This window comes from Bartonella australis AUST/NH1 (assembly GCF_000341355.1).
Taxonomy (GTDB): Bacteria; Pseudomonadota; Alphaproteobacteria; order Rhizobiales; family Rhizobiaceae; genus Bartonella; species Bartonella australis.
Genome location: NC_020300.1, coordinates 23062 through 44521 on the forward strand (window position 1 = coordinate 23062; position 21460 = coordinate 44521).

Annotated in this window: 11 protein-coding genes and 1 pseudogene; all 12 read right to left on the reverse strand. The window is 41.7% G+C overall.

All coding sequences use genetic code 11. The features are described from left to right. Positions 1–11: 11 nt before the first annotated feature. The gene (gene addA, locus BANH1_RS00125) at positions 12–3473 is read right to left on the reverse strand and encodes a double-strand break repair helicase AddA (RefSeq protein ID WP_015397426.1); all 3462 of its coding nucleotides are present in this window, start codon (positions 3471–3473) and stop codon (positions 12–14) included. Continuing rightward, on the reverse strand, positions 3470–6604 hold the full coding sequence (gene addB / locus BANH1_RS00130) for a double-strand break repair protein AddB (RefSeq protein ID WP_015397427.1): 3135 nt from the start codon (positions 6602–6604) through the stop codon (positions 3470–3472). The genes addA and addB overlap by 4 nt, the downstream gene beginning before the upstream one ends. A gap of 335 nt (positions 6605–6939) precedes the next feature. Further along, positions 6940–7407, reverse strand: a pseudogene (locus tag BANH1_RS00135) (bifunctional alanine racemase/tRNA (adenosine(37)-N6)-threonylcarbamoyltransferase complex ATPase subunit type 1 TsaE); the annotation flags it as partial. A gap of 54 nt (positions 7408–7461) precedes the next feature. Continuing rightward, on the reverse strand, positions 7462–9927 hold the full coding sequence (locus tag BANH1_RS00140; protein ID WP_015397429.1) for a sensor histidine kinase: 2466 nt from the start codon (positions 9925–9927) through the stop codon (positions 7462–7464). A 38-nt stretch (positions 9928–9965) separates the two neighbouring features. Continuing rightward, positions 9966–11363 carry an adenosylhomocysteinase gene (ahcY, locus tag BANH1_RS00145; RefSeq protein ID WP_015397430.1) on the reverse strand — a complete coding sequence of 466 codons (1398 nt, stop codon included), beginning with the start codon at positions 11361–11363 and terminating at the stop codon, positions 9966–9968. Positions 11364–11709: 346 nt separating this feature from the next. After that, entirely contained in the window at positions 11710–12708 is a 999-nt protein-coding gene (locus tag BANH1_RS00150; protein ID WP_015397431.1) for a complex I NDUFA9 subunit family protein, read from the reverse strand. Between the two features lie 52 nt (positions 12709–12760). Next, positions 12761–14080: a bifunctional folylpolyglutamate synthase/dihydrofolate synthase gene (locus BANH1_RS00155; RefSeq protein WP_015397432.1), complete on the reverse strand. Its 1320-nt coding sequence runs from the start codon at positions 14078–14080 to the stop codon at positions 12761–12763. A 2-nt stretch (positions 14081–14082) separates the two neighbouring features. Beyond that, a complete protein-coding gene (gene accD, locus BANH1_RS00160; protein ID WP_015397433.1) occupies positions 14083–15003 on the reverse strand; it encodes an acetyl-CoA carboxylase, carboxyltransferase subunit beta in 921 nt (306 codons plus the stop codon). A 1083-nt stretch (positions 15004–16086) separates the two neighbouring features. Beyond that, positions 16087–16827 (reverse strand): sulfate transporter family protein, encoded by a 741-nt coding sequence (locus tag BANH1_RS00165; RefSeq protein ID WP_015397434.1) that lies wholly within the window; start codon positions 16825–16827, stop codon positions 16087–16089. A gap of 689 nt (positions 16828–17516) precedes the next feature. Next, positions 17517–18917, reverse strand: coding sequence for a bifunctional phosphopantothenoylcysteine decarboxylase/phosphopantothenate--cysteine ligase CoaBC (gene coaBC / locus BANH1_RS00170; protein ID WP_015397435.1), 1401 nt, complete (start codon positions 18915–18917; stop codon positions 17517–17519). Between the two features lie 62 nt (positions 18918–18979). Further along, complete coding sequence (gene ubiB, locus BANH1_RS00175; RefSeq protein ID WP_015397436.1) at positions 18980–20566, reverse strand: 2-polyprenylphenol 6-hydroxylase; 1587 nt, start codon at positions 20564–20566, stop codon at positions 18980–18982. 3 nt (positions 20567–20569) lie between these two features. Next, positions 20570–21352 carry a bifunctional demethylmenaquinone methyltransferase/2-methoxy-6-polyprenyl-1,4-benzoquinol methylase UbiE gene (gene ubiE / locus BANH1_RS00180; protein ID WP_015397437.1) on the reverse strand — a complete coding sequence of 261 codons (783 nt, stop codon included), beginning with the start codon at positions 21350–21352 and terminating at the stop codon, positions 20570–20572. Positions 21353–21460 lie beyond the last annotated feature (108 nt).

Below are 21460 nucleotides of genomic sequence, written 5' to 3' on the forward strand. Positions count from 1 at the left end.
GTTTTCTTTATCTATAGGGTGATTTTGTTGAAGAATTCGTCTAGTTTTTGGGAAGTAAGTGTAAAGATTTTTGCTTCTTCAGTATAAATAAGAAGGCCTTGGGTGTCTTTCTTAGGGTAAATGCTTTGCAGGAGTTTTTGATAAAGAGCCATTTGCAGAAAATAATGCGGAGCGATGTCTTTTTCATCTTTCGGCGAGACTCCAGTTTTGAAATCAGCAAAGAGGATGCTTTCCTGGGTGATAAGGAGACGGTCGATTTTACCAGAAATGACCTGCTCTCTGTCATGAATTTTTAAGGTGCCCATCAACGGCACTTCAGCACGAGAAGGACCAGAAAAAAGTAATTTAAGATGCGGGTTTTCTAAAAGTTTCAGGACATCGTCGAATGCGTTTCTTCTTTGAGCTTCATGCCAGTGAGGTGCTCTGGTGTTTAGGTAATGTTTGGCATAATCTCGACGTTTTTTAGGGGGGCAATTAGGGAGATATTGCAGTAATCGGTGGACTAGATTACCGTATTCAACAGGAAAAGCTTTATTGGCGCTTTCTTCCCCTAAAATAGGTGAAACGCTTTGTTGTTTTGGATTGAGAGAAAGCTCTGTATTTTCTTCGCTGAATAAGCTGGCTACCGAAGGTCTTAAGGGGCTTTGTATAGGCGATTCTGCAAGTGCTTTGTTATAAAAAAAAGCGGGTAAAATCGGAAATGTTTGGTCAGCCTCAGAAAATTCTCCTTGATTCACTGAAATAGGAGGAGAAGGTGTGACGCAATAACGCCAAGCTGTGATGTCTTCCGCGGGGCCCTTTATAGAAACCGCGTGCGGTTCGAGGGCTTTCTTTACCAATTTTAGCCACGTATTAGGAATTTTTTTCCCGCGTTCATAACCGCAAACAATTAATCTATCTTCAGCGCGCGTCATTCCCACGTAGAGAAGGCGCTTATACTCCTCTTCTGCGTGCTCCGTTAAACGCGAAGATGCTTTTTCCATGAGTTTTGTATTAAAGTTTACATTTGGATACCAGATAAAAGCTTGTCTGCTGTCTAAGGGCAATTTAAGGAGATGCGGTGCGTGCTGTTTATGCCAAATTGCACTTCCTGAATCAACCAAAAACACAACAGCCGCTTCCAATCCTTTAGCTGCATGGACGGTCATAATGCGGACTTCTTCGTGGTTTTGATCAAGCTCACGTTTAATTTCTGGTTTACTCGCACTCAATGTTTCTAAAAAAGCTTGTAGCCCCGGTAAACCAGTTTTTTGAATGGCGAGCGTGTAATCCATAAAAGCGTCAAGTACGTCATTTGCTTCAGATCCTAAACGAGAAAGAATTTTTTGTCGGCCTTTGTCATTGTTAAGAATATGGCTATAAAATTCAAAAACTGGTACTTTATCGACTAAAGTGCGGTATTTATCGAGATTCTTAAGAGCGCTTTTAAAAGATGCACACAACGGAGCGTGAGTGCGCAGACTTTGCCAAAGTGACCCCGTACGTTGAGCGGCAAGCTGGTAAAGTTCATCTTCACTCAACGAAAAAAGTGGGCTTTTTAAAACGCATGCAAGGGAAAGATCATCTTGGGGCTGTAGGACAAAACGCGCAAGCGCCATCAAATCGCGTACACTAATATGACTAGTTAACTGTAAACGATCAGTGCCAGCGACGGGGATGTTTCGTAATTTGAGTGAACGGGAAAGAGCAGATATAAACTGATCACGTTTACGAACTAAAATCATTATATCACTAGCACGTAGTAAACGCCCTTTTGCCGGAAGTATTTCCCCTTTTTTTAGCCAATGACCAATGGTTTCGGCAATTTTATCGGCTAAACGCGTTTCAGGTGTGTCTAGGTGGTCAACAGTTAAGCGCCAATCATCAGGTAATTGGTTTTCTTCTTTGGAAATGGCATCCCATACAATAACATCGCCTGGGCTATGAAGACGAACAGGCTCGTGCACTGTCTTCGCATTTTCTGCTGAGAGTCCTTTGTAATTTTCTGGTGTTGAGAAAACAAGATCGACACTTTTAAGGACATCAGCTGTAGAGCGAAAAGAATAATTCAACTGTATTTTTTGAAATTTCTGATTAACTTGCTGTACTTTTTTTTGAATCATTCGACCATTCGTGGCAAAATTTTCCGGTGCAGCACCTTGGAAAGAATAAATGGATTGCTTTTCATCACCGACAGCGAAAATAGTACGTATGTTTGTGCGTTGGCTATGACCAGTGAAAAATTCTTGCGCTAAAAGCTGAATAATTTGCCATTGTTTAGGATTGGTATCTTGCGCTTCATCAAGTAGAATATGGTCAATACCACGATCAAGTTTGTATTGTACCCATTCACCTGCGCCTTTGCGCTGCAATAAATAAAGTGTGTGTTCGATGAGATCATCAAAATCCAACAAACCTTTAGCTTTTTTTAAGTCCGTATAAATCTTAAGATAAATGGCGCACAGTTGAAAAGCAGTCATATTGAGTGTAGCGAGTTTTGCGCATTGATATTTATCTAAAAGAACAGACAGATTATTTTGTTTATCTTCAATCTCTTTTTGAATAAATTGCCAAATTTCATCTGGTTTTTTAGGCAATAAATGCGAAAAATCGCGCGGCTTACCTAGAGATGTAAAATAAATATTTGAAACAATTTTAATGATATTGGTTTCATCAGAAATGGTCGCTAATTGCGAGAGTTTCGCTGTTATATCAGTGGCTTTTTTATGTTCATGGGTTTGACAATATTTGAGCGCGTGAGGAGAAAGTAAAGCGGCTTGTTTAATTTTTTCCAGAAGCATTTTGCTTGTTTCATTAGGCGCTAAATCAAGGATTGTACGTAATCGTTCTTCTCCACCTTCAGATAGAATGAAGGTTAAGAAACCAGATATTTCATGCTGTTTTTGAGCAGTTTCATCGAGCAATTGATTGAGAGCGCTTTCATTGACAGTTTTAAGCAACTCTTTTAAAATGGGCTGCGTGTCATCGCGCGTCAAAAGTTGGAAGCGGGCTTGCTGCAATAATTTTTTTCGGTTTATATCGTCTAGTAATTCAAAATGGCCAGCGATATTGGCTTCGAGAGAAAATTGGTGCAATAAAGCTTCGCAAAATGCGTGGATAGTTTGGATTTTTAGGCCACCTGGTGTTTCAAGAGCGTGAGCGAACAATTGGCGCGCATAAGTTAATTTTTGTGCATTGATAGGTTTATTTTCAAGGTTTGATAAGACAGTTTGGAGTTCTGCATCATGAAGTTCACTCCAACTGGAAAGTGTACGAAAAATACGTGATTGCATAACGGCTGCTGCTGCATTGGTATAAGTAAGACATAAAATACGTGAGGGAGGAGTGCCGTTTAAAAGCAAGCGGACGACACGTTCACTTAAGACGTGGGTTTTGCCGGACCCTGCATTCGCGGAGACCCAGGCACTTGTTTCTGGGTGAATGGCCGTTTTTTGTGCATCAAGGGCCGCTTCAGGAATGGAAAAAAGAGTCATAGCTTCTCCGCTTTGTGCAGGCCACTGGACCATTCTAGCAGTCGCGCTAGATGATCATAATCACCTTCATAACTTTTTTTTGAGGGTATTGCGTGTGATAGGTAGCCTTGCTGTGGGTTTTGATAATAATTGATCAATGCAATGAGGTGTTCCCACGCTTTTTCACCGAGAGAAATAGCACTTTTATGATTGTCTACTTTTCTATTGGAGATGACTGATTGAGGCTTAATTTCACCTTGTTTTCCCAAGGGGATATAAAATAAATTTAATGGGGTGATATCTTGCAGGTTTATAAAGGCTTTTTGCATTAACAAAGCTGCTTCTAATGCTAATTGTGGAGATAATAAGGTAAAGACTTGTTTGGATGAAGGGGGGGTATTCGTTTTGAAATCGATAATTTCAGCCATTTTCCCCGGTAAAATATCAATGCGATCAGCGCGTCCAGAAAGAGTTACACCTGTTGTCCCTATAGGCGTTTCTCGAGCAATTACTTCGGCATATCGTTCTCTAGGTCCGAGACTTCGTTCCCATTCAAGAATAAAAGGAGCAATATTTTCAAAAATTGGCCACCAAATTGCTCGAATATCTGAAGGCAGGTTCAATTTATCAAATTCTTTACATCCAATAGCCAATAATGCATCTAACGCATTGGCGGCGTGAGGGTCTTTTATTTGTGCGCAAAAAGCTGCAAGAATAGCGTGGTAGAGTATTCCGCGTTCAGCGGCGCTGGGGTCGTGAGTGAGTTCTTTAAGCGGCCTAAGACGCAGAACTTTTTTTGCATAAATAGCATAAGGATCGTACCGTAACGTTTCTATTTCAGTTACTGAAAAATGACGTGGACGCGTACAAAGCGGCGGTACAGGGCAAGGTCGTACTGAAAAAGAGGTTATATCTGTGTTGTCGAGCATTTTTGCCCAACGAAGAAATATTGCACCCCGCGTGCGGATTTGCTTCCATACTCGTTGACCTACGACTGTTTCCAAGCGTTGTAGCCAACGTGAAGGAATAGAGGGAGCATGATTAACTCGTGTTGCGCGGCTCATCACAACTTTATCCATTCCCATAGCCCATTGAAAATCGTGGGCGGAAAGGCCGATACGTTGTTCTGGCGGTTCGAGAGTTAACGCCATTTTCATTGGCCGTGATAAAAAAGCGTCATTACGAGTGGTTATAGGCCACGATCCTTCGTTTAGGCCGCCTATAACTACTGTATCGACAGTTTGCAAGCGTGATTCTAAAGTACCCCATATAAATAGACGCGGATGCCCACCAGGAGGAGGGGTCACAGAGCGGGTAGCTATAAGGGCCGAAAATACAGCGGGCCATTCGCAAAGACGAAATTTTAATTCCGACTGATCAGTGATCAATTCACGTAAAAAAATTGATAAAGCTTTTCCCGCTTCATCTTGATAAAGATGCATGAGAGAATCGTCATCTTTACGTCCAAAATTTTCAAAAACTTCAATAGTCGCTGTAATAGCCTCATTGATGCTGCATTCTCTATCTTGTTGCATGAGAGACACTAGTGGTTTAACTGCTTTGGCTAAAAGATGACAAAGGAAACGTGCTTCTTCGCTTTTTTTTGGATCTAGGGTACTTTTGTCAGAAATATTATAGGAACGTGTTTTTATCCACGTTTCGAGAAATTGCTCGCAGTCGCAAAGGTCAATACGGTTGGTGCTCTCCCGAAGAACAAATAATTCAAAATTTTCTGTTATTTCACGCAAATGACAACGATTTTGCCCTAGCGTTGTAAGTGGATGCTTCAGAAGAGATAGAAAAGAAACAACGTCACCGGGTTTGAATATATTTTCTAAAAGAAGCCGTAACAGGGTTGAAGGCGTGGTTTGTGCGAGTGGTATGCCACCTGAATCATTCGCTTCAATGCCAAAGCGTTGTAACTCAGCTGTGACACGGCGTGCTAAATTGCGGTCATTTGTAATGAGAGCCGCAGTTTTTGGGAACTCTTCAATAGCGTTACGCAATGCGACAGCGATAGCTAAGGCCTCTTCGCGCTCATTCATGGCTTCAATTAATGACCAATCTGCGCAAAGGTTTTCATAATCATTGCGTACAATTTTTGCCCACGAATCTGTGGTAGAGGCAGGCCGTAATGCTTCTGATAAAAGAGCCGTGCGTTTTTTCTTTATTGCGCTCTGCTGGCCAATTTCACGGACATGGATGCGTTGGCATTTCATCAAGGATAAAAGTTTTTTAAAATGGTATTGGGGATGACCGAAGGCAGGAGGAGTATGATCGGGGACAGAAGCTGTTTTAAGGGTATGATGGGTATGCATTGCACCTAACGCGTCCCACTGCGCTTCATCCATGTGAAGATCGAGACCTGGGAGAATAACGGCGCCTTTGGGCAAGCAGGAAATGACCTTTAGAAGATGTGCAACTGCGGGGATAGAGCCTGTTGCACCGGCTGCAATAATAGGTTTATCGGGTTGCGTATATTGTAAGATGTCCGCTTGCATTTTAAGGGCTTGATTGCGCCGTTCAGCCGGATTACTTCGTTGTCTTTCTTTTAAGATTTGAGGCCAGTTTTGCGTAACAATAGTGAGAAAATCTAAAGTTATTTGCCACCATTCAGCAACCGTGTCAGGCACAATGTCTCTAAGTTTTGACCAATCTGCGGATTCTGTTTCAATTTCATCCATCAAACACGCTAAATCTTGAGCGAGCCAGATTGCATCGGCGGTACGAGCGGACATGAGCGTATCTTCTGCACCAAATACAGCACGCAGGTGGGCGGGCAAATTTTCACGCCAAGAGCGGATAAGGCGTGCTAAAAGAAGAAGACGCTCACTTTCTCCAATGGAAGGAGGGGGGACTAAATTATTGGTATGGTCTTCAAAAAAAAAGAAATCTTCTTCGTTTACATCTCCTAGAGGGCGAATAATTGGCAGAAAACTTGACTGTGTACGGCTTTTTTCAACGAAAGCGGCACTCAAGGCACGAGCAGCACGGCGTGTTGGGACATAAATGAGAGTATCAGCTAGAGCGGTTTGAACATCACCATTTAGTGCAAAGTCGCCAATAAGAGCACCCGAAAGAAGCGCGTCAACAAAATGAGGCAAAAAAGGCGTTCCGGGGGAAATAGAAAATACGCGTGGCTTATGAGTCATGTTATTTTGTTTTAAGTGTGGGAAAAATTTCAGCTTTATCCATTATGCGAGTCATTTCGATTGTATCTAATTCCTGTTGAGGAGAAAACTGAAAAATTGTGTTTATACAATAGCTTTATCACAGAGAGTCTAAGAAAGTGGGATAGGCGGTTGCCCGGATAAAGATATTTAGATTGGTCTGGAGAGTAATATCATGAAAGACTTTTCTTAGGTTACTAAAAGTCATTTTTCTTGTCGGTCAGCGATAAAATCATTTTATTGTTGTGTTTTTACAGTTCGGTAGCGCTGTCAGCTAAAAAATGCCGATATACATAACTATGACCACGGGTTGTTCAAAAAGTACGAACGGCGAGAGATTGGTGCAGATGTTCGGCGGAATGTTCTGCTGATGTAAAAACGATACGACGTCCACAATTTTCATAATGTACGGCGATAGAAAAAGTAGCAGGCCCTAAAAGATTTGCCCCTTTTTCCGGCCATTCAATCAATATAATACTTTCTCCACGTGCTTCATGAAGTCCGAGTTCGTCAATTTCTTCTGCCATAGAAAGGCGATAAAGGTCAGCATGAATGATCTCAAATCCTGGAAGTTGATAGCTTTGAACGAGGGTAAAAGTAGGGCTTAGAACGTCTAGAGTGTTATCATTGGCAAGTGTGCGAATGAGCTCACGAGCGATAGTTGTTTTTCCTGCCCCAAGATCGCCTTGGAGCGTCACGAGGTCGCCCGGCTTTAAGATAAGAGCTAAATCTCTCGCAAAGAGTTTTGTTGCTTCTTCATTTTTGAGAAAAAAACTAAAATTCATTAAAATTTCCCACTGAATTAATGAGCAAAAATTTTGCGATAGTACGATGCGAAGTTAAAAAACTTTATTTTCTTTCTGTCCAGGAAAAAAGCACTTCACCGTCGTTCCTTGGCCTGTTCCGGTAAGAATTTCAACGCGTCCATTGTGAAGTTCAACGAAACTTTTAACGAGGGAAAGGCCCAGACCCGCTCCTGCACGCCCACCGTGATGCGCATGAGAAGAAAAACGTTTGAAAATCCGGTCAAGAACATCATTCGGAATGTCAGATCCTTCATTATGAACGCTAAAAACTATGTCGTCTCCTTGCATATCAGCGTGAAATTCGATAGTGCTCCCTTCTGTTGCAAAATTGGCAGCATTACTGAGGATATTAACAAAAATTTGGTGCAAACGCATTGCGTCAGAAAAAATAAAATTTAAGGAAGGAGAAATTTTCTGTAAAAGTACAATATGACGCCCATTGAGGCGTTCTTCCACTCGTGCTGCTGCTTGTGCCATAGCCTCGGCAATATCGACAGGTTTTATGTTGAGTTCCATGATACCTGCATCAAGGGTTGCAAGGTCGAGAATATCATTAACGATGTTCAAAAGTGTGCCTGACTCCGAATGGATATAGCCAAGATATTCGTGTTGGCGTTCATTGATAGAGCCGAAAATTTGATCACGTAAAATATCTGAAAACCCAATAATATTGGTAAGAGGTGTGCGCAATTCATAAGAAACATGTTGAACAAACTCATTGCGCAGACGGTCAGCGCTTTCTAAAGCTTCATTTTTTTCTTGAAGTGCGCGCGCGATGTGAACAGTGTCAGTGACATTAACAAAGGTTAGCATTGTTTGTCCATCAAGGAGGGGAACCAATGTATAATCGATGATCGTCCCATTTTTCAGATCTATGCGGCCGGAACATGTGTCACGTTTTTCAGAAAAACCGGTAACGAATTGAGCGAATTTGTCCCATTCTTTCCCTATCATTAAGGTTGAACAATGCGCTTGTAGTTGCGTGATATGAATGCCTTCTACAAGCAAATTATAAGGAAGAGACCATAATTTTGATAAGGCTGGATTAGATAAACGAAGCCGCCCATCAGCGCCAAAAACGACGACTCCTTCAGAAAGTTTATCGAGTGTTTCTCCTTGTATTTTGATCAGTGTATTATAACGTCGCTCAAGATCAATTTTTTCTGTGAGGTTTTCATAGAGCCAAGTGATGCCTCCTTGTGGGTGAGGTCGGGAAATGACGTGCACTGTACGCCCGTCAGGTAGATTCCAAATTTGTTGATTTGGCTCTGTTTGCTGAGAGGCTCTAAAAAGCTCTTCTTTCCACGCGCGCCAATCAGGATGTTCACCGATGAGGCCTTCTTCGCGCAGACGTTCGAGAAATAGTGTATGGCTCGGTTCATTTTCTAAAAAAGTACTTTCTAATGGCCATAAAACTTTAAAAGCATGGTTGCAGAATTTTAATTTTTGATTGGCATCAAAAATCGCAACAGCGGTCGAGATTTGGTCTAGCGTTTCATAATGGCTTTTAAGAATGTGCTTGATTTCGTTAGCGAGATTTTTATACGTACTTTCGTCACGAGCGAAGGTTGCTGTTCCTTCTTCCGTCATAATACGTGTTAGGTGAAAGTAACGTCGCTCTCCACCAATGACTGTGTGAATATAATCTTGAAAAACTGCTTCTTTTTTGTCTGTTTCACGCTGTGTGGCTCCGTTGAAAAGGCTAATGAGATCGTTATTGCCTTCTTGGGTGGTCGTCATTTCGCGAAAAATGCGATTCATAAAACAAATTTTTCCTTCACCATCTTGAATCCATACTGGTTCTTGAATATGGTCGAGAAGATTTTCCTGTATTTTCAGTTTTGCAAAAATTCGGGTAAAATCTTTCTGCAAACGAGAATTTTCGTTTTGCTGCGCCGAAATATTTTGAAAACGTGCGATAGCGGCCGTTCCTGCGATTACCCCTGTGACTTGCAGCAGTATTTTATGTTTAGCGGTGATAGAAAGTTCAAAAGGACAGCTGTTATAACGCAGCCGAGTCAGTGCTTGCTCGAGTTGCTGTGCGGAGGTTTCTTCGAGCCATAATTCAAAATATTGAAAATTTTTCTGGTTAATACCCGCTTTTTCTAATACAGGAACGTTACCAGTTATGCGTGGCAGGTCTGTGGGGTTTTCCCAAATAAGAAGACATTGTTCTGTTTCTTCTAAAAGCCATTCATAGTGCCTGAGTTTTTCGGAAAAATTTGCCTGAATCATCTTCAAAGACCGCCGTGCAGCCCTTTTTGTGCTCAAAATGACCACTATAGATGTGAAAATAAAAGCACAAGAAATACCTCCCGAGAGCGCTAAAATGAGCCACAGGCCGTCTGGTAAAGCTAAAGTAGGAGGCAGTTGCAATGCAGGCGAGTGGGCGGCAGCATATGCAGGAGAAAGGAGAGAAAGGTAGCAGAAAATACTCACGCAAATTTGGGTGACTTTCATAATTTTTTCTTTGGGGTCATAATCGCCAAAGCTGGGCACGGTGCGTCTTTCTTTTTTTCTTAAATTAAAGAAACTTTTTAGTAGCGGTAATGATCTGGTTTATAAGGTCCTCGCTGGGTTACTCCAATATAAGCAGCCTGTTCTTCTGATAGAACGCTTAATTTTATTCCTAACCGATCAAGGTGAAGACGTGCGACTTTTTCATCGAGATGCTTAGGTAAAATAGTTACTTCATTTTTGTAATTTTCTGTATGAGTGAAGAGTTCAATTTGCGCTAAAACTTGGTTGGTAAACGAAGCTGACATAACAAAAGAAGGGTGGCCCGTGGCATTACCGAGGTTTAATAAACGCCCTTCAGATAATAAAATGATGCGCTTACCATCAGGAAAAGTGATCATATCAACTTGCGGTTTGATATTTGTCCATTGCAAATTCCTAAGAGCAGATACTTGGATTTCATTATCAAAATGGCCGATATTTCCCATAATACACATGTCTTTAACTTGCCGCATATGTTCTAAACGGACAACGTCTTTGTTGCCAGTGGCCGTTATGATAATATCAGCACTAGAGGCTGCATCGTCTAAAGTGACCACTTCGTAGCCGTCCATGGCTGCTTGAAGGGCACAAATGGGGTCAATTTCTGTTACTTTAACACGAGCCCCGGCGCCCGAGAGGGAAGCTGCCGAACCTTTACCGACGTCGCCATAACCGCAGACGATAGCTGTTTTTCCGGCTATCATCGCGTCTGTTCCGCGCCGAATGCCATCCACTAATGATTCTCTGCACCCGTATTTATTATCAAATTTTGATTTGGTAACACTATCATTAATATTAATAGCAGGAAAAGGCAAAAGCCCCTTTTTTTGTAGTTTATAAAGCCGACAGACACCCGTTGTAGTTTCTTCACTTACACCTTTAATTGCTGCACGTTGGCGCTCAAAAAATCTTGGTGTAGCAGTCATACGCTTTTGGATTTGTTTGAAAAAAAATTCTTCTTCTCTTGTCTGGGGATGAGATAAAATATTCTTGTTCACTTCTGCGCGACAGCCAGTTAAAATATAGTCTGTAGCGTCACCTCCATCATCTAATATAAGATTAGAAGGGTTGCCATCGGGCCATTGGAAAATTGCATCTATATATGCCCAATATTCTTCGAGTGTTTCACCTTCAACAGCGAAGACAGCAGTACCAGTTGCCGCAATGGCCGCCGCTGCATGGTCTTGCGTAGAAAAAATATTGCTAGAAGCCCACCGTACTTCGGCGCCAATCGCTTTTAATGTTTCAATCAAAACGCCTGTTTGGATGGTCATATGCAATGAACCGGAAATACGCGCTCCACGTAAAGGCTGGCTGGAAGAAAATTCTTTACGACAAGCCATCAAGCCGGGCATTTCCATTTCCGCTATATTAAGCTCTTTACGGCCGTAAGCAGCGAGTGCAATGTCCTTGACGATATAGTCTTGAGTGGCCATTTTTATTCCTTCAAAATTAGCTTTTTTAAAATGGTAAGTAAAAGATACAAGTGAATATAAAGGCTTCTTTATACGAAAAAAAATTCTTTTCAAGTTTCCGTAAGTCTGTGCAATAAATATGTATTTGTGGGCTAAATATTAACGTTGCCGACGATATTTAAAGGATTTTACAAGTTTCATTGACAGGAAAACATCAGCAGTGTCATGTTGACTATAGAGAATAGCTAAAGAGATTATTATAGAATTACGTCTTATATAAAAGACGTGTATATGGGTTCAAGAGCCAAACCGACTGCTTTTCTTCTTTATAAGATAAAAAGTGATTTTATTGCAAGAAGGATACATATCAAGCTGATAAGTTTTGAGAAAACTGTCCGTGTGGGCGAAACCGCCATAGGTAACTCGGCACAATAACTGTCATTGCCCTGGGAGTGATTCCTACCCCTTCTAAAGTACATCTATTTTTTATGGCTTCTTGAGAAACAATATTGTCCGCTTGTAGGAAACGTATTTGATTAGCGGTTATAAGTGTCGGTAACATAGGTAATTTCCCTATGGCTCTAAAAAGATTGCCGATAAAAAGTCCCATAAAAAGGGGCATGTGTACAATTATTTTCTCACGATGAATAATTTTTAATACATCTTCAAGAGCATTTTGGACTGTCATAATTTGGGGCCCACCAAGGTCATAACTTTTCCCAGGGGCAATACGCCCTCCTAAGGCACGCACGACGAATTCGGCGATATCACCAACATAAACAGGTTGCAATTTATTTTGCCCACCGCCAAAAAGTGGCATAATTGGAAGAAAGCGGGATAAATTTGCCAAGGTATTAAAAAACCGATCTTCCGGTCCAAAAATGACCGACGGGCGCATAATGATTGCTTGAGAATGTTTATCACGAATAATTTTCTCGCTCATAAACTTAGTATGGGCGTAGGGGAATGAGGTACTTTCGTTAGCGATGAGTGATGACGTGTAAATAAGCGAAATGCCAGCCTCAGCCGCTAATTCAGCAACATTTCGCACGCCATCAATTTGTATAGTGCGAAAATTGGGCTGATTTGCTTGCACTAAACTACCGGGAAGAAAGACCGCACCATCTGCTCCAAGAAGCGCGCGCGCGACAGAAGCACGATCCTTGACGTCAGTTTTAAGCATTTGAGTCTGCCCTACCTCGCCTATTTGCAGCATATAATAGGCATTTTGTGGGCGACGAGCGGCAATACGAACTCGATAACCTCGCTTAGTTAAAGCTTCAACAACATACCGCCCTACAAAACCTGAGCCGCCAAAAACAGTTATAAGCTTAGGATTTTGGTAAAGGGTATAATCAAGTTTCATGATGAAAAGTTCTATATATCACGTACATCAAAGCTACACAAACAATGAGTCCCTAGCATGGTGGTGTTTCATTGTCACGTAAAATATCGCCTGCAAGATAAAGGGAACCGGCAATGAGGATGATCGCATTTTTATGCTCTAGTTTAATTTTGTGTAAGGCACTTTGTAGATCAGTTAGCGGGGTGGCGATGAGTCCCGCTTTCTGAGCTGATTGAGCCAAAATTGTTGGGGGGGTACCTGCGTCGCTAGAGGTCAGCGGGATTGTGTATACTTGATCTACGAGATTAGCTAGAGGACGAAAATAGCCGGCGGCGTCTTTAGTATTGAGCATGCCAGCAATCATGACAATAGAACGGTTTGATTTTTTTTTCCATTGGGTTAATATTACTGCAATGGCTTTTCCAGCGGCAGGATTATGGCCGCCATCCAGCCATAAATCAGTACTGGGGGGAAATTGATCAACCAATTTGCCATGGGTAAGGTGTTGCATGCGTGCTGGCCAGTAAATATTTTTTAAAGCGTGGCTGATTATTTGTTCTGAGAGCTGAAAACCTGCTTGATAAATTGCTTCGATAGAGGCACCAGCATTGGCAATTTGGTGCGCGCCGATGAGCTTTGGAAGTGGGAGGTCCATTAAGTTATTGTTATTTTGAAATATCATGCGCCCGTGATCTTCGTAGCTTTGATAATCTTGGTTAAAAAGATAAGAGGGAGCCCTATTTTCTTCCGCAATGGCTCTTAAAATAGAATAATTTGTACCGTGGTCTTGTTTGCCAACGACTACAGGAACAGTTGGTTTAATAATTCCCCCTTTTTGAAAAGCGATCGATGTAATCGTGTTGCCTAGGAGGGTTTCGTGATCGTAATCAATAGGCATAATAAGAGATACAGCGGGTTTGTGGATTACATTGGTGGGATCAAAACGTCCCCCTAGCCCAGTTTCCAAAATCACTGCGTCTGCCGGATAGGTGCTAAACAACATAAAGGCCGCTGCTGTGAAAACTTCAAAAACGGTTATGGGTTCTTTGCGGTTCGCTTCCATAACATAGCGGATTGTTTCGGCTAATTGAGTATCTGTAACAAGCTGTCCACCCCCATTTTTGCCTAGTCGACAGCGTTCATTCCAGTTAACTAAATGAGGTGAGCTGTATACGTGAACACGGTGACCTGTGCTTTCCAAGAGAGCACGGCAGGTAGCAGAAGCAGATCCTTTGCCGTTTGTTCCAGCAATATGAACGACAGGCGGAAGTTTTAAATGCGGGTTACCAAGATGTTCCAAAAGACGCAAAATACGATCTAAAGAAGGGTCAAATTTCTCTGGATAGCATTTCCGTAAATCATCTACTACTTCTTGTATGTGGCCTTTTTGCATAGTTAAGCAACTTTTGTTTCAACAAGCGGTGGTTGGGTGTCTTTTAGCGATTGATTAGCAGGCTCGAGAGATACGGGAGATTTCGTCATTAAGCGTAAAAGCCGCGCAATGGTGGCTTTCATTTCTAAACGTGACACAACCATATCAACCATGCCATGTTTGAGGAGATATTCACTACTTTGAAAGCCCTCGGGCAAGGTCTCGCGAATAGTTTGTTGAATGACGCGTGGCCCTGCAAAGCCAATCATAGCACCAGGTTCAGCGATGTGGACATCCCCTAGCATAGCGTAAGAAGCAGTAACACCACCTGTGGTAGGATTAGTTAAAACCACAATGTAAGGAAGTTTTGCTTCTTTTATCATTTCAATCGCTACCGTCGTTCGGGGCATTTGCATCAGTGATAGCACCCCTTCTTGCATTCGTGCTCCACCTGATGCGGCAAAAAGCACTAAGGGACATCTATCTGCAATGGCAGTATGAAAAGCTTTGATGATAGCTTCTCCTGAAGCCATGCCAAGTGACCCACCCATAAAGGCAAAGTCTTGGACAGTAGCGATAATAGGTAGGCCCTCAATCGTCCCCCGCGCACTTAAGATGTTATCATCAACACCAAGCTTGGAGCGATAATCTTTTAGTCGGTCGATATAGCGTTTTTCGTCACGGAATTTTAGCGGGTCCGTTATAACTTTTGGATTTTCAAGGGTTGTGTAAACACCTTCATCAAAAAAATGCATGAGACGATTTTTGGCGCTGATACGCATATGATAACCAGAGCCAGGCATCACATATTGGTTAGCTTCTAAGTCTTTATGAAATACCATTTCACCGCTGGTGGGATCTTTAACCCACAGATTGTCCGGAATTTCGCGACGCCCTAACATCGAGTTGATCTTAGGACGAACATAATTTGTAATCCAGTTCATCTTTGTAGCCTCTTTTTAAATATTACACATTTCCTGTGTGGTTTAAAGAAACGTAGTGATTAATAGCTCAGCTTATTTTTTTAACAAACCGCTTCATTAAATCCTCTTTACGAATGTGCATACAGCTCCAATTTCATTACCTTTTATGTCCTTTTGTTTATCCAGTTTAGCGGCCATAGCCTAGACGAGAATATTCTCTACACCAAGTTTGCTGGAAATTTTAGCAATTTATTCTGCCTTTATGCAAATTTACTGTAAAGGGTATGAGTATATACAACGTTATATATCTGACACGGCGGCATATATCGCTTAACTGCTTTAATTGCGAGATTAATTGAGAATGTTTCTTTTAATATCCGGTTTTCAATATCTTTTACAGGGACGTAATAGGAGAAATTTGGGCTATTTTGCAAGATTCGGGGATGCTGTTTGGTCTTTGTTTATAGTTGATAAATACATAAACTTAAATCCCGCTTTCTACGTGTTGACAGAAAAAGCGCTTCGCGCTCTTTTGAGCGTACACCGACTATAATACAATCATCAACGCTTATAGTATCACTTCAAGCTACCAATGTATATAACGGGGGAATGAGAGTCTTCTTAAATAACGGCTACGGCGATATTATGCTGGAACACATCGTTACTGAAGTGAGGTTTTACGAAAATAACCGGATTTAAGCGTGTATAAATGGTATTTGGATACCCGCTTGTTCGCTATTATATCGGAAAATGATGCGAAAATCCCCTTATAGCGTGGCTAATGCCAGGGCATTTTTTCACTTTTTTAGCAAAGAATCAAATTTTAATTTCGATAGGTTGCACAATTCCTGAGACTCTATATTTCGATATTTAAGTGAGCAATATTGCAAAACCGCATTAAGACTAAGTTGTTTTGTCGCGAAATATTTGTTCGGTGTGACGGCCCCATATTGCTTTATTTAACAATTAAGAAGAGCGCACCTCTTAAAGTTTGAAAAATTTTGGGTTCAATTTTTAAAATATGCGATTCTGAAATTTAGATGTTTAAACTTAAAAGCCCAAAATATATTGATTTTGGGCTTTATACTGTGGATATATGAGCCGTCAACGAACGTTGCTCGTAGCGGACGTAGAAGCGCTGTGAGAAAGCATTTTGCGTAAATACGTCATAAAAGCTGCCGCAAAAAGTGGCGTTGCTAAATTAAGAACAGGAATAGAAGCAAAAAATACTATCAACAAACCAGCGCCAAAAATGGTCATACGATGAGCGTATAAAAGGGCCGCTGCTTCCTGTTTAGACTGAGAACGGCGGGCAGAGAGAACGAAATATTCATGGCCTAATAAATAGCCATTGACAGCATAAAAGGTAATGAAATTGATACCAGGAACAAAAAACGAGATAATATAGGCTATGATAAAAGCGATTCCGTTGCAAAAAAGGCTTAACATGGCGAATTTCAGGGAGAGAACAAAAGAACGCTCGAATGGCATAGCTTGCCCAATAGGCTCACCGGGGTAATCTTCTTTTTCGATAACTTCGGCAGCACTATCAACGAAAAAACTACCGATTATGGCTGCGGTCAGAGAAACCAAAAAGGCCATCGGCAAAATAAATCCGGGTTTGAAAATGACAAGCACGCCTAACTGCGACCATAGCGTCCACTCCGACAATTCGGGGAAAAAATAAGCAAATAACGGCCCAAAATAGTGCATAAAAACCTGGCGTATAAGTAGCAATACAACGGCGATAATAGCGAAAGTAAGCCCAATTTCTTTTAACATTATAACGCGATATTGCGAAGTGAAAAGGCGCTGCAGAGCGCGACAAGCAGAAGTAAAAATCATAAACCGCCCACAAGAAAAAAAGAATGAAAAACAAAAAGTAGATTGGAAAATATATTACATATTTATTTCATAAGTACATGATTTACCTCAACTTATTTTAATTAAGGGCGAACAATTGATACTGTCTTGATGGATAAAGCGAGTTCCTTTTTTTACACGCTACGGAGAACAGAGGCAGGGCTTTCTCATATAGTCTGCACAATAAACTACCCTTAGTAGAGATCCGCTTGGTAAACCACAACCAGATTGAAGTCAATAAATTTCTTCCCTTTATGATTTGGAAAAGGGAAAAGATCCTCCTTTGAAAACGGTTTCAAACATTTTTGTTTATGACACACACTCATTAATTCATGGAAGGCATGCTAAAAAGGATTTTATAATGATAATTCTTGTCCAAGAAAAACCATCACTGATGTTATGTCCGGTAAAGTAAATGGTTGATGTCGTTTGTATTTTAGGAAATAGCGCTTATCGGTTTTCTCTGCAGCTATGCCCGTCCAATTTTGGGAAAAGGGTGCATATTTAGATTTTTTTTGTACAAACTCCATCGTTCAGCCAGCTCTGGCCAGCGGATATAGATATTCTCTCTTAAATTTACGAAATTTGGCCGACCTTTAATATATAGGTCGCATTTTTCTGCAAGATGGGGTACCCCCGGAGCTTTTTTGCTCAGGGCAATGGGCTCTTTGTTAATTTTGATTAGTCAGAGAAGAAGAGTGAAAAAACGATATAATGATATCGGTTAATTTTTCAGCCGCCTGCTGTTTTGTCATGTGAGGCCATTGTTCGACATTTTCTCTGCTGACGAGAAAAATTTTATTTGTGTCTGCGTCCATAGTACTTGTACCATCGGCACGGGGGGAGACATCATTAGCAAGAATGAAATCTGCACCTTTTTTGACGCATTTTCTTTGTGCATTGGTAATAATATCGTGAGTTTCAGCAGCAAAGCCAATCACAAGAGCCGGCCGGTTTGGGGCGTGACCGATTGTTTCCAGAATATCAGGATTTTCAACCATACGCAGAGACATTGGCGTTTTATTAGCTTGCTTTTTGATTTTTTTTGAAGATTGTGTTTGGCTGCGCCAGTCGCAAACAGCAGCAACAAAAATAGCTCCGTCAGCTGGCAACGCTGCTTGAACAGCTCGTAACATCTGATGAGCCGTTTCAACATGAACAGTTTTCACGTTTTGTGGATCAGCCAGATCAACCGGTCCACAAATAAGCGTTACTGTTGCCCCTAAATTGGCTAAAGCTGTTGCAATTGCGTGGCCTTGTTTACCTGATGAGCGATTAGCAAGATAACGTACAGGATCAATTGGTTCGTGAGTAGGGCCAGACGTAACGATGAAATGGCGGCCAGAAAGTGGCTTTTTTTGCGTACTCAAAAGAGTTTCTACTGAAGCTACAATAGTTAGGGGCTCACTCATGCGCCCACAGCCCGTTTCATTTTCTTCGGCCATTTCGCCGATTTCCGGTCCTATTATGTGAACTCCGTCTTCGCGTAATTTTGAAATATTACGAACAGTTGTAGGATGCGTCCACATAGCGGGATTCATAGCCGGTGCAATCAAAAGTGGGCAACGTGCTGCTAAAAGCACGCAATCGGCCAGGTCATCTCCTATCCCAGTAGCCATTTTTGCAATACGACTGGCTGTAGCTGGTGCCAAAATGATTAAATCAGCACTGCGGGACAGCCGGATATGGCTAATATCGTGCTCTTCTGCCCGCGAAAATAAATCACTATACACAGTTCTACCGCTCAAGGCTTCAGCTGCTAAAGGGGTAATAAATTTTTGAGCTGCTTCCGTCATGATAATGTTTAGTTGTGCCCCACGTTCTTGTAAGCGGCGAATCAAATCAAGTGTTTTATAAGCTGCAATACCACCACCGATAATGAGAAGAATAGATTTTGATTTTAGTAATTGCATTTCGGGAGTACTTGCCTGAAACGGCGGTGTAAACAAGGTGCTGGAATTGCTTAACAAGCGACGGGCTTCTTCTTCTGTAGAAATACCGTTTTTTGCCGCACGTACGCGCAAAAATTCTTCGGCTTCAGCTGAAAGATTGCGGATAGTAATACTAGCCATAAAGATTACCCCGAGGCGTAAAAGATTTCAGTGATTGCATTTTCTTTAGCATATTGCATAAATCAGAAAAGGTGAAAAAGGAAAAAAGTTAAAAAAATGAGACAAAGGGCAATAATGAATAAGCTATACCGGCTATAGCGGTTGGAGCGGCTTTGTTCAAAGGCAAGTTGCTTAAGTGTGAGGGGAGAAAGAGAAAGCCCCGTTTTTGTCATTTGGCTGAGACCTTCTTCTATGCGCTGGAAATTTTGTAGCAATTGCGGCGTTCGGCGCGCTAACAAAAGCAAAGCTTCCGCTCCTTCGCTAAAGTCCTTTATGAGTTCCGCAGGTCCCAAATTTTTGCTAATCCATTCTTTAACGATTGGTTCAGAAGTTTTCCACATATTGAAATTTGGGTCTAACGTGCGGGCTACGCCTTCTACAACGACCATAGTTTTTTGGAGCAACAAAAGTTCAGGACGAGTTTGCATATCAAATAATTCAGTGACTTCAAACAAAAGTGTAAGCAACTTTGCCATGGAAATACTTTGCGCTGATTGTCCGTGAATAGGTTCACCAATAGCCCGGTTAGCTTGAGCAAAGCTCTCAATATTGTGATGTTGTGGCACATAGCCTGCTTCAAAATGGGCGTACGCTACCCGATAATAATCGCGGGTGATAAAGCCGTAAAGAATTTCAGCCAGGAAATGCTTCTCTTTTTTGCCGAGCCGTCCAGTGATCCCTAAATCAACTGCAACAATGCATCCTTGTGGGTCCACGAATAAGTTTCCAGGGTGCATATCGGCGTGAAAAAAACCATCACGCAGGGTGTGACGGAGAAAAGATTGAATAAGCGTAGCTGCTAAAGCTTTTAAATCAAAGCCAGCTTCTTTAAGCGCAGAAATGTCGGACATTTTTATGCCGTCGATCCACTCCATCGTTAAAACATTGCGCCCTGTCCGCTCCCAGTCAACTTTAGGTACCCGGAAGCCTGCGTCATGTTGAGTATTTTCGGCCATTTCCGATATAGCGGCCGCCTCTAAACGTAAATCCATTTCAGTCCTTGTAATTTGTGCTAAAGTGTCAACGACACAAACAGGACGTAGGCGCCGAGAGGCAGGTATATAACGTTCTTGTAAGTGGGCAATAAGATAAAAGCCTTTAAGATCTTTGTTAAAACGAGTTCTTATGTCGGGGCGAATAACTTTAACGGCGCATTTTTTTTTATAACCTTTTTTGTCATAGTGCTCAGCTACATGAACTTGGGCTACAGAAGCGGCAGCGATGGGTGGATAAAAATTTGTAAATAAATCGTTGATAGGACGACCAAGTGAATTCTCAATTTGAGCAATGGCAGAAGCGAGCGGAAATGTTTGGACACGATCTTGCAGTTGCGCCAGATCTTCTGCAATATCGCGTCCTATAATATCAGGGCGGGTAGCGAGAAACTGGCCGAGCTTGACGTAGGAAGGGCCAAGCTTGTTGATGGCGTGACACATATTTTCGTATCGATGTTTATTTTTTGTTTTGCGCCGCGCTAAAAGGACCGCTATGCGGTGACATGTCGCTGAGAATCCTTGAAGATTATCGCTAGGAAGGGCACTTAAAACTCCTTCACGTGCTAGAATCCATGTTGCACGCATAAGTTGAAAATAAGAGGAAATTTGGGCCATTTTTTAAATTTTCCAACCTGAATGCAACGCTGCGATAGCGCCTGTGAGATTGCGATATGACACCCGTGTAAAACCTGCTTCACTGATCATATGGGAAAAATCATCTTGTTTAGGAAATTTGCGAATAGATTCAACTAAATAAAGATATGCATCGCTATCTTCTGCAATTAATTGGCCAAGGCGGGGAATAGCACGAAAGGACCAAAGATCGTATATTTTGTCGAGCAAGGGCATTTCAACATTTGAAAATTCTAAACATAAAAAACGTCCGCCTGGTTTTAGGACGCGAAAAGCTTCAGTAAGAGCTTTATCAATATGTGGCACATTGCGGATTCCAAAGGCAATCGTGTAAGCATCAAAAGTTTGATCTCCGAAGGGTAGGTATTCTGCGTTGGCTTCAACAAAGTCAATAAAAGGGGCTAGGCCATTTTTTTGTGCACGTTTTTTTCCAATATCAAGCATCGAGCCGTTTATATCCAGCACTGTAGCATGGGTTTGTCTGCGTGATGCATTAAGAATTCGAAAAGCGATGTCGCCGGTGCCGCCGGCTACATCAAGAACCTTCCAGCTAGAAATAGCCGGCGGAGATAGCCACGCAACCATGGAATTTTTCCATACACGGTGCAGTCCAAAAGACAAAATATCATTCATTTTGTCGTAGTTTTCAGCGACAGAATGAAACACGCCATCAACCATGGACTGCTTCTGTGCTTCGTTAATTTTTTTGAAGCCAAAGGAATGCTCCATGCCCCCTTTAACTCCCACGCGTTCTGTTTCAGCTGTCATGTATATATGACCTTTCTTATTTTTTTACCGCAAGTGAGGTGCAGAGAAAATACCCAAATACGGAAAAATAACGTGCAAAACAACGGCGTTTATACAGCTTAGAACATA

Bases quoted from the DNA above. Each gene is read 5' to 3' on its own strand.
- ubiE (WP_015397437.1), bottom strand. From the start codon at position 21,352: ATGACAGCTGAAACAGAACGCGTGGGAGTTAAAGGGGGCATGGAGCAT.
- BANH1_RS00155 (WP_015397432.1), bottom strand. From the start codon at position 14,080: ATGCAAAAAGGCCACATACAAGAAGTAGTAGATGATTTACGGAAATGC.
- BANH1_RS00165 (WP_015397434.1), bottom strand. From the start codon at position 16,827: ATGATTTTTACTTCTGCTTGTCGCGCTCTGCAGCGCCTTTTCACTTCG.
- BANH1_RS00150 (WP_015397431.1), bottom strand. From the start codon at position 12,708: ATGAAACTTGATTATACCCTTTACCAAAATCCTAAGCTTATAACTGTT.
- ubiB (WP_015397436.1), bottom strand. From the start codon at position 20,566: ATGGCCCAAATTTCCTCTTATTTTCAACTTATGCGTGCAACATGGATT.
- ahcY (WP_015397430.1), bottom strand. From the start codon at position 11,363: ATGGCCACTCAAGACTATATCGTCAAGGACATTGCACTCGCTGCTTAC.
- addA (WP_015397426.1), bottom strand. From the start codon at position 3,473: ATGACTCTTTTTTCCATTCCTGAAGCGGCCCTTGATGCACAAAAAACG.
- accD (WP_015397433.1), bottom strand. From the start codon at position 15,003: ATGAACTGGATTACAAATTATGTTCGTCCTAAGATCAACTCGATGTTA.
- addB (WP_015397427.1), bottom strand. From the start codon at position 6,604: ATGACTCATAAGCCACGCGTATTTTCTATTTCCCCCGGAACGCCTTTT.
- coaBC (WP_015397435.1), bottom strand. From the start codon at position 18,917: ATGGCTAGTATTACTATCCGCAATCTTTCAGCTGAAGCCGAAGAATTT.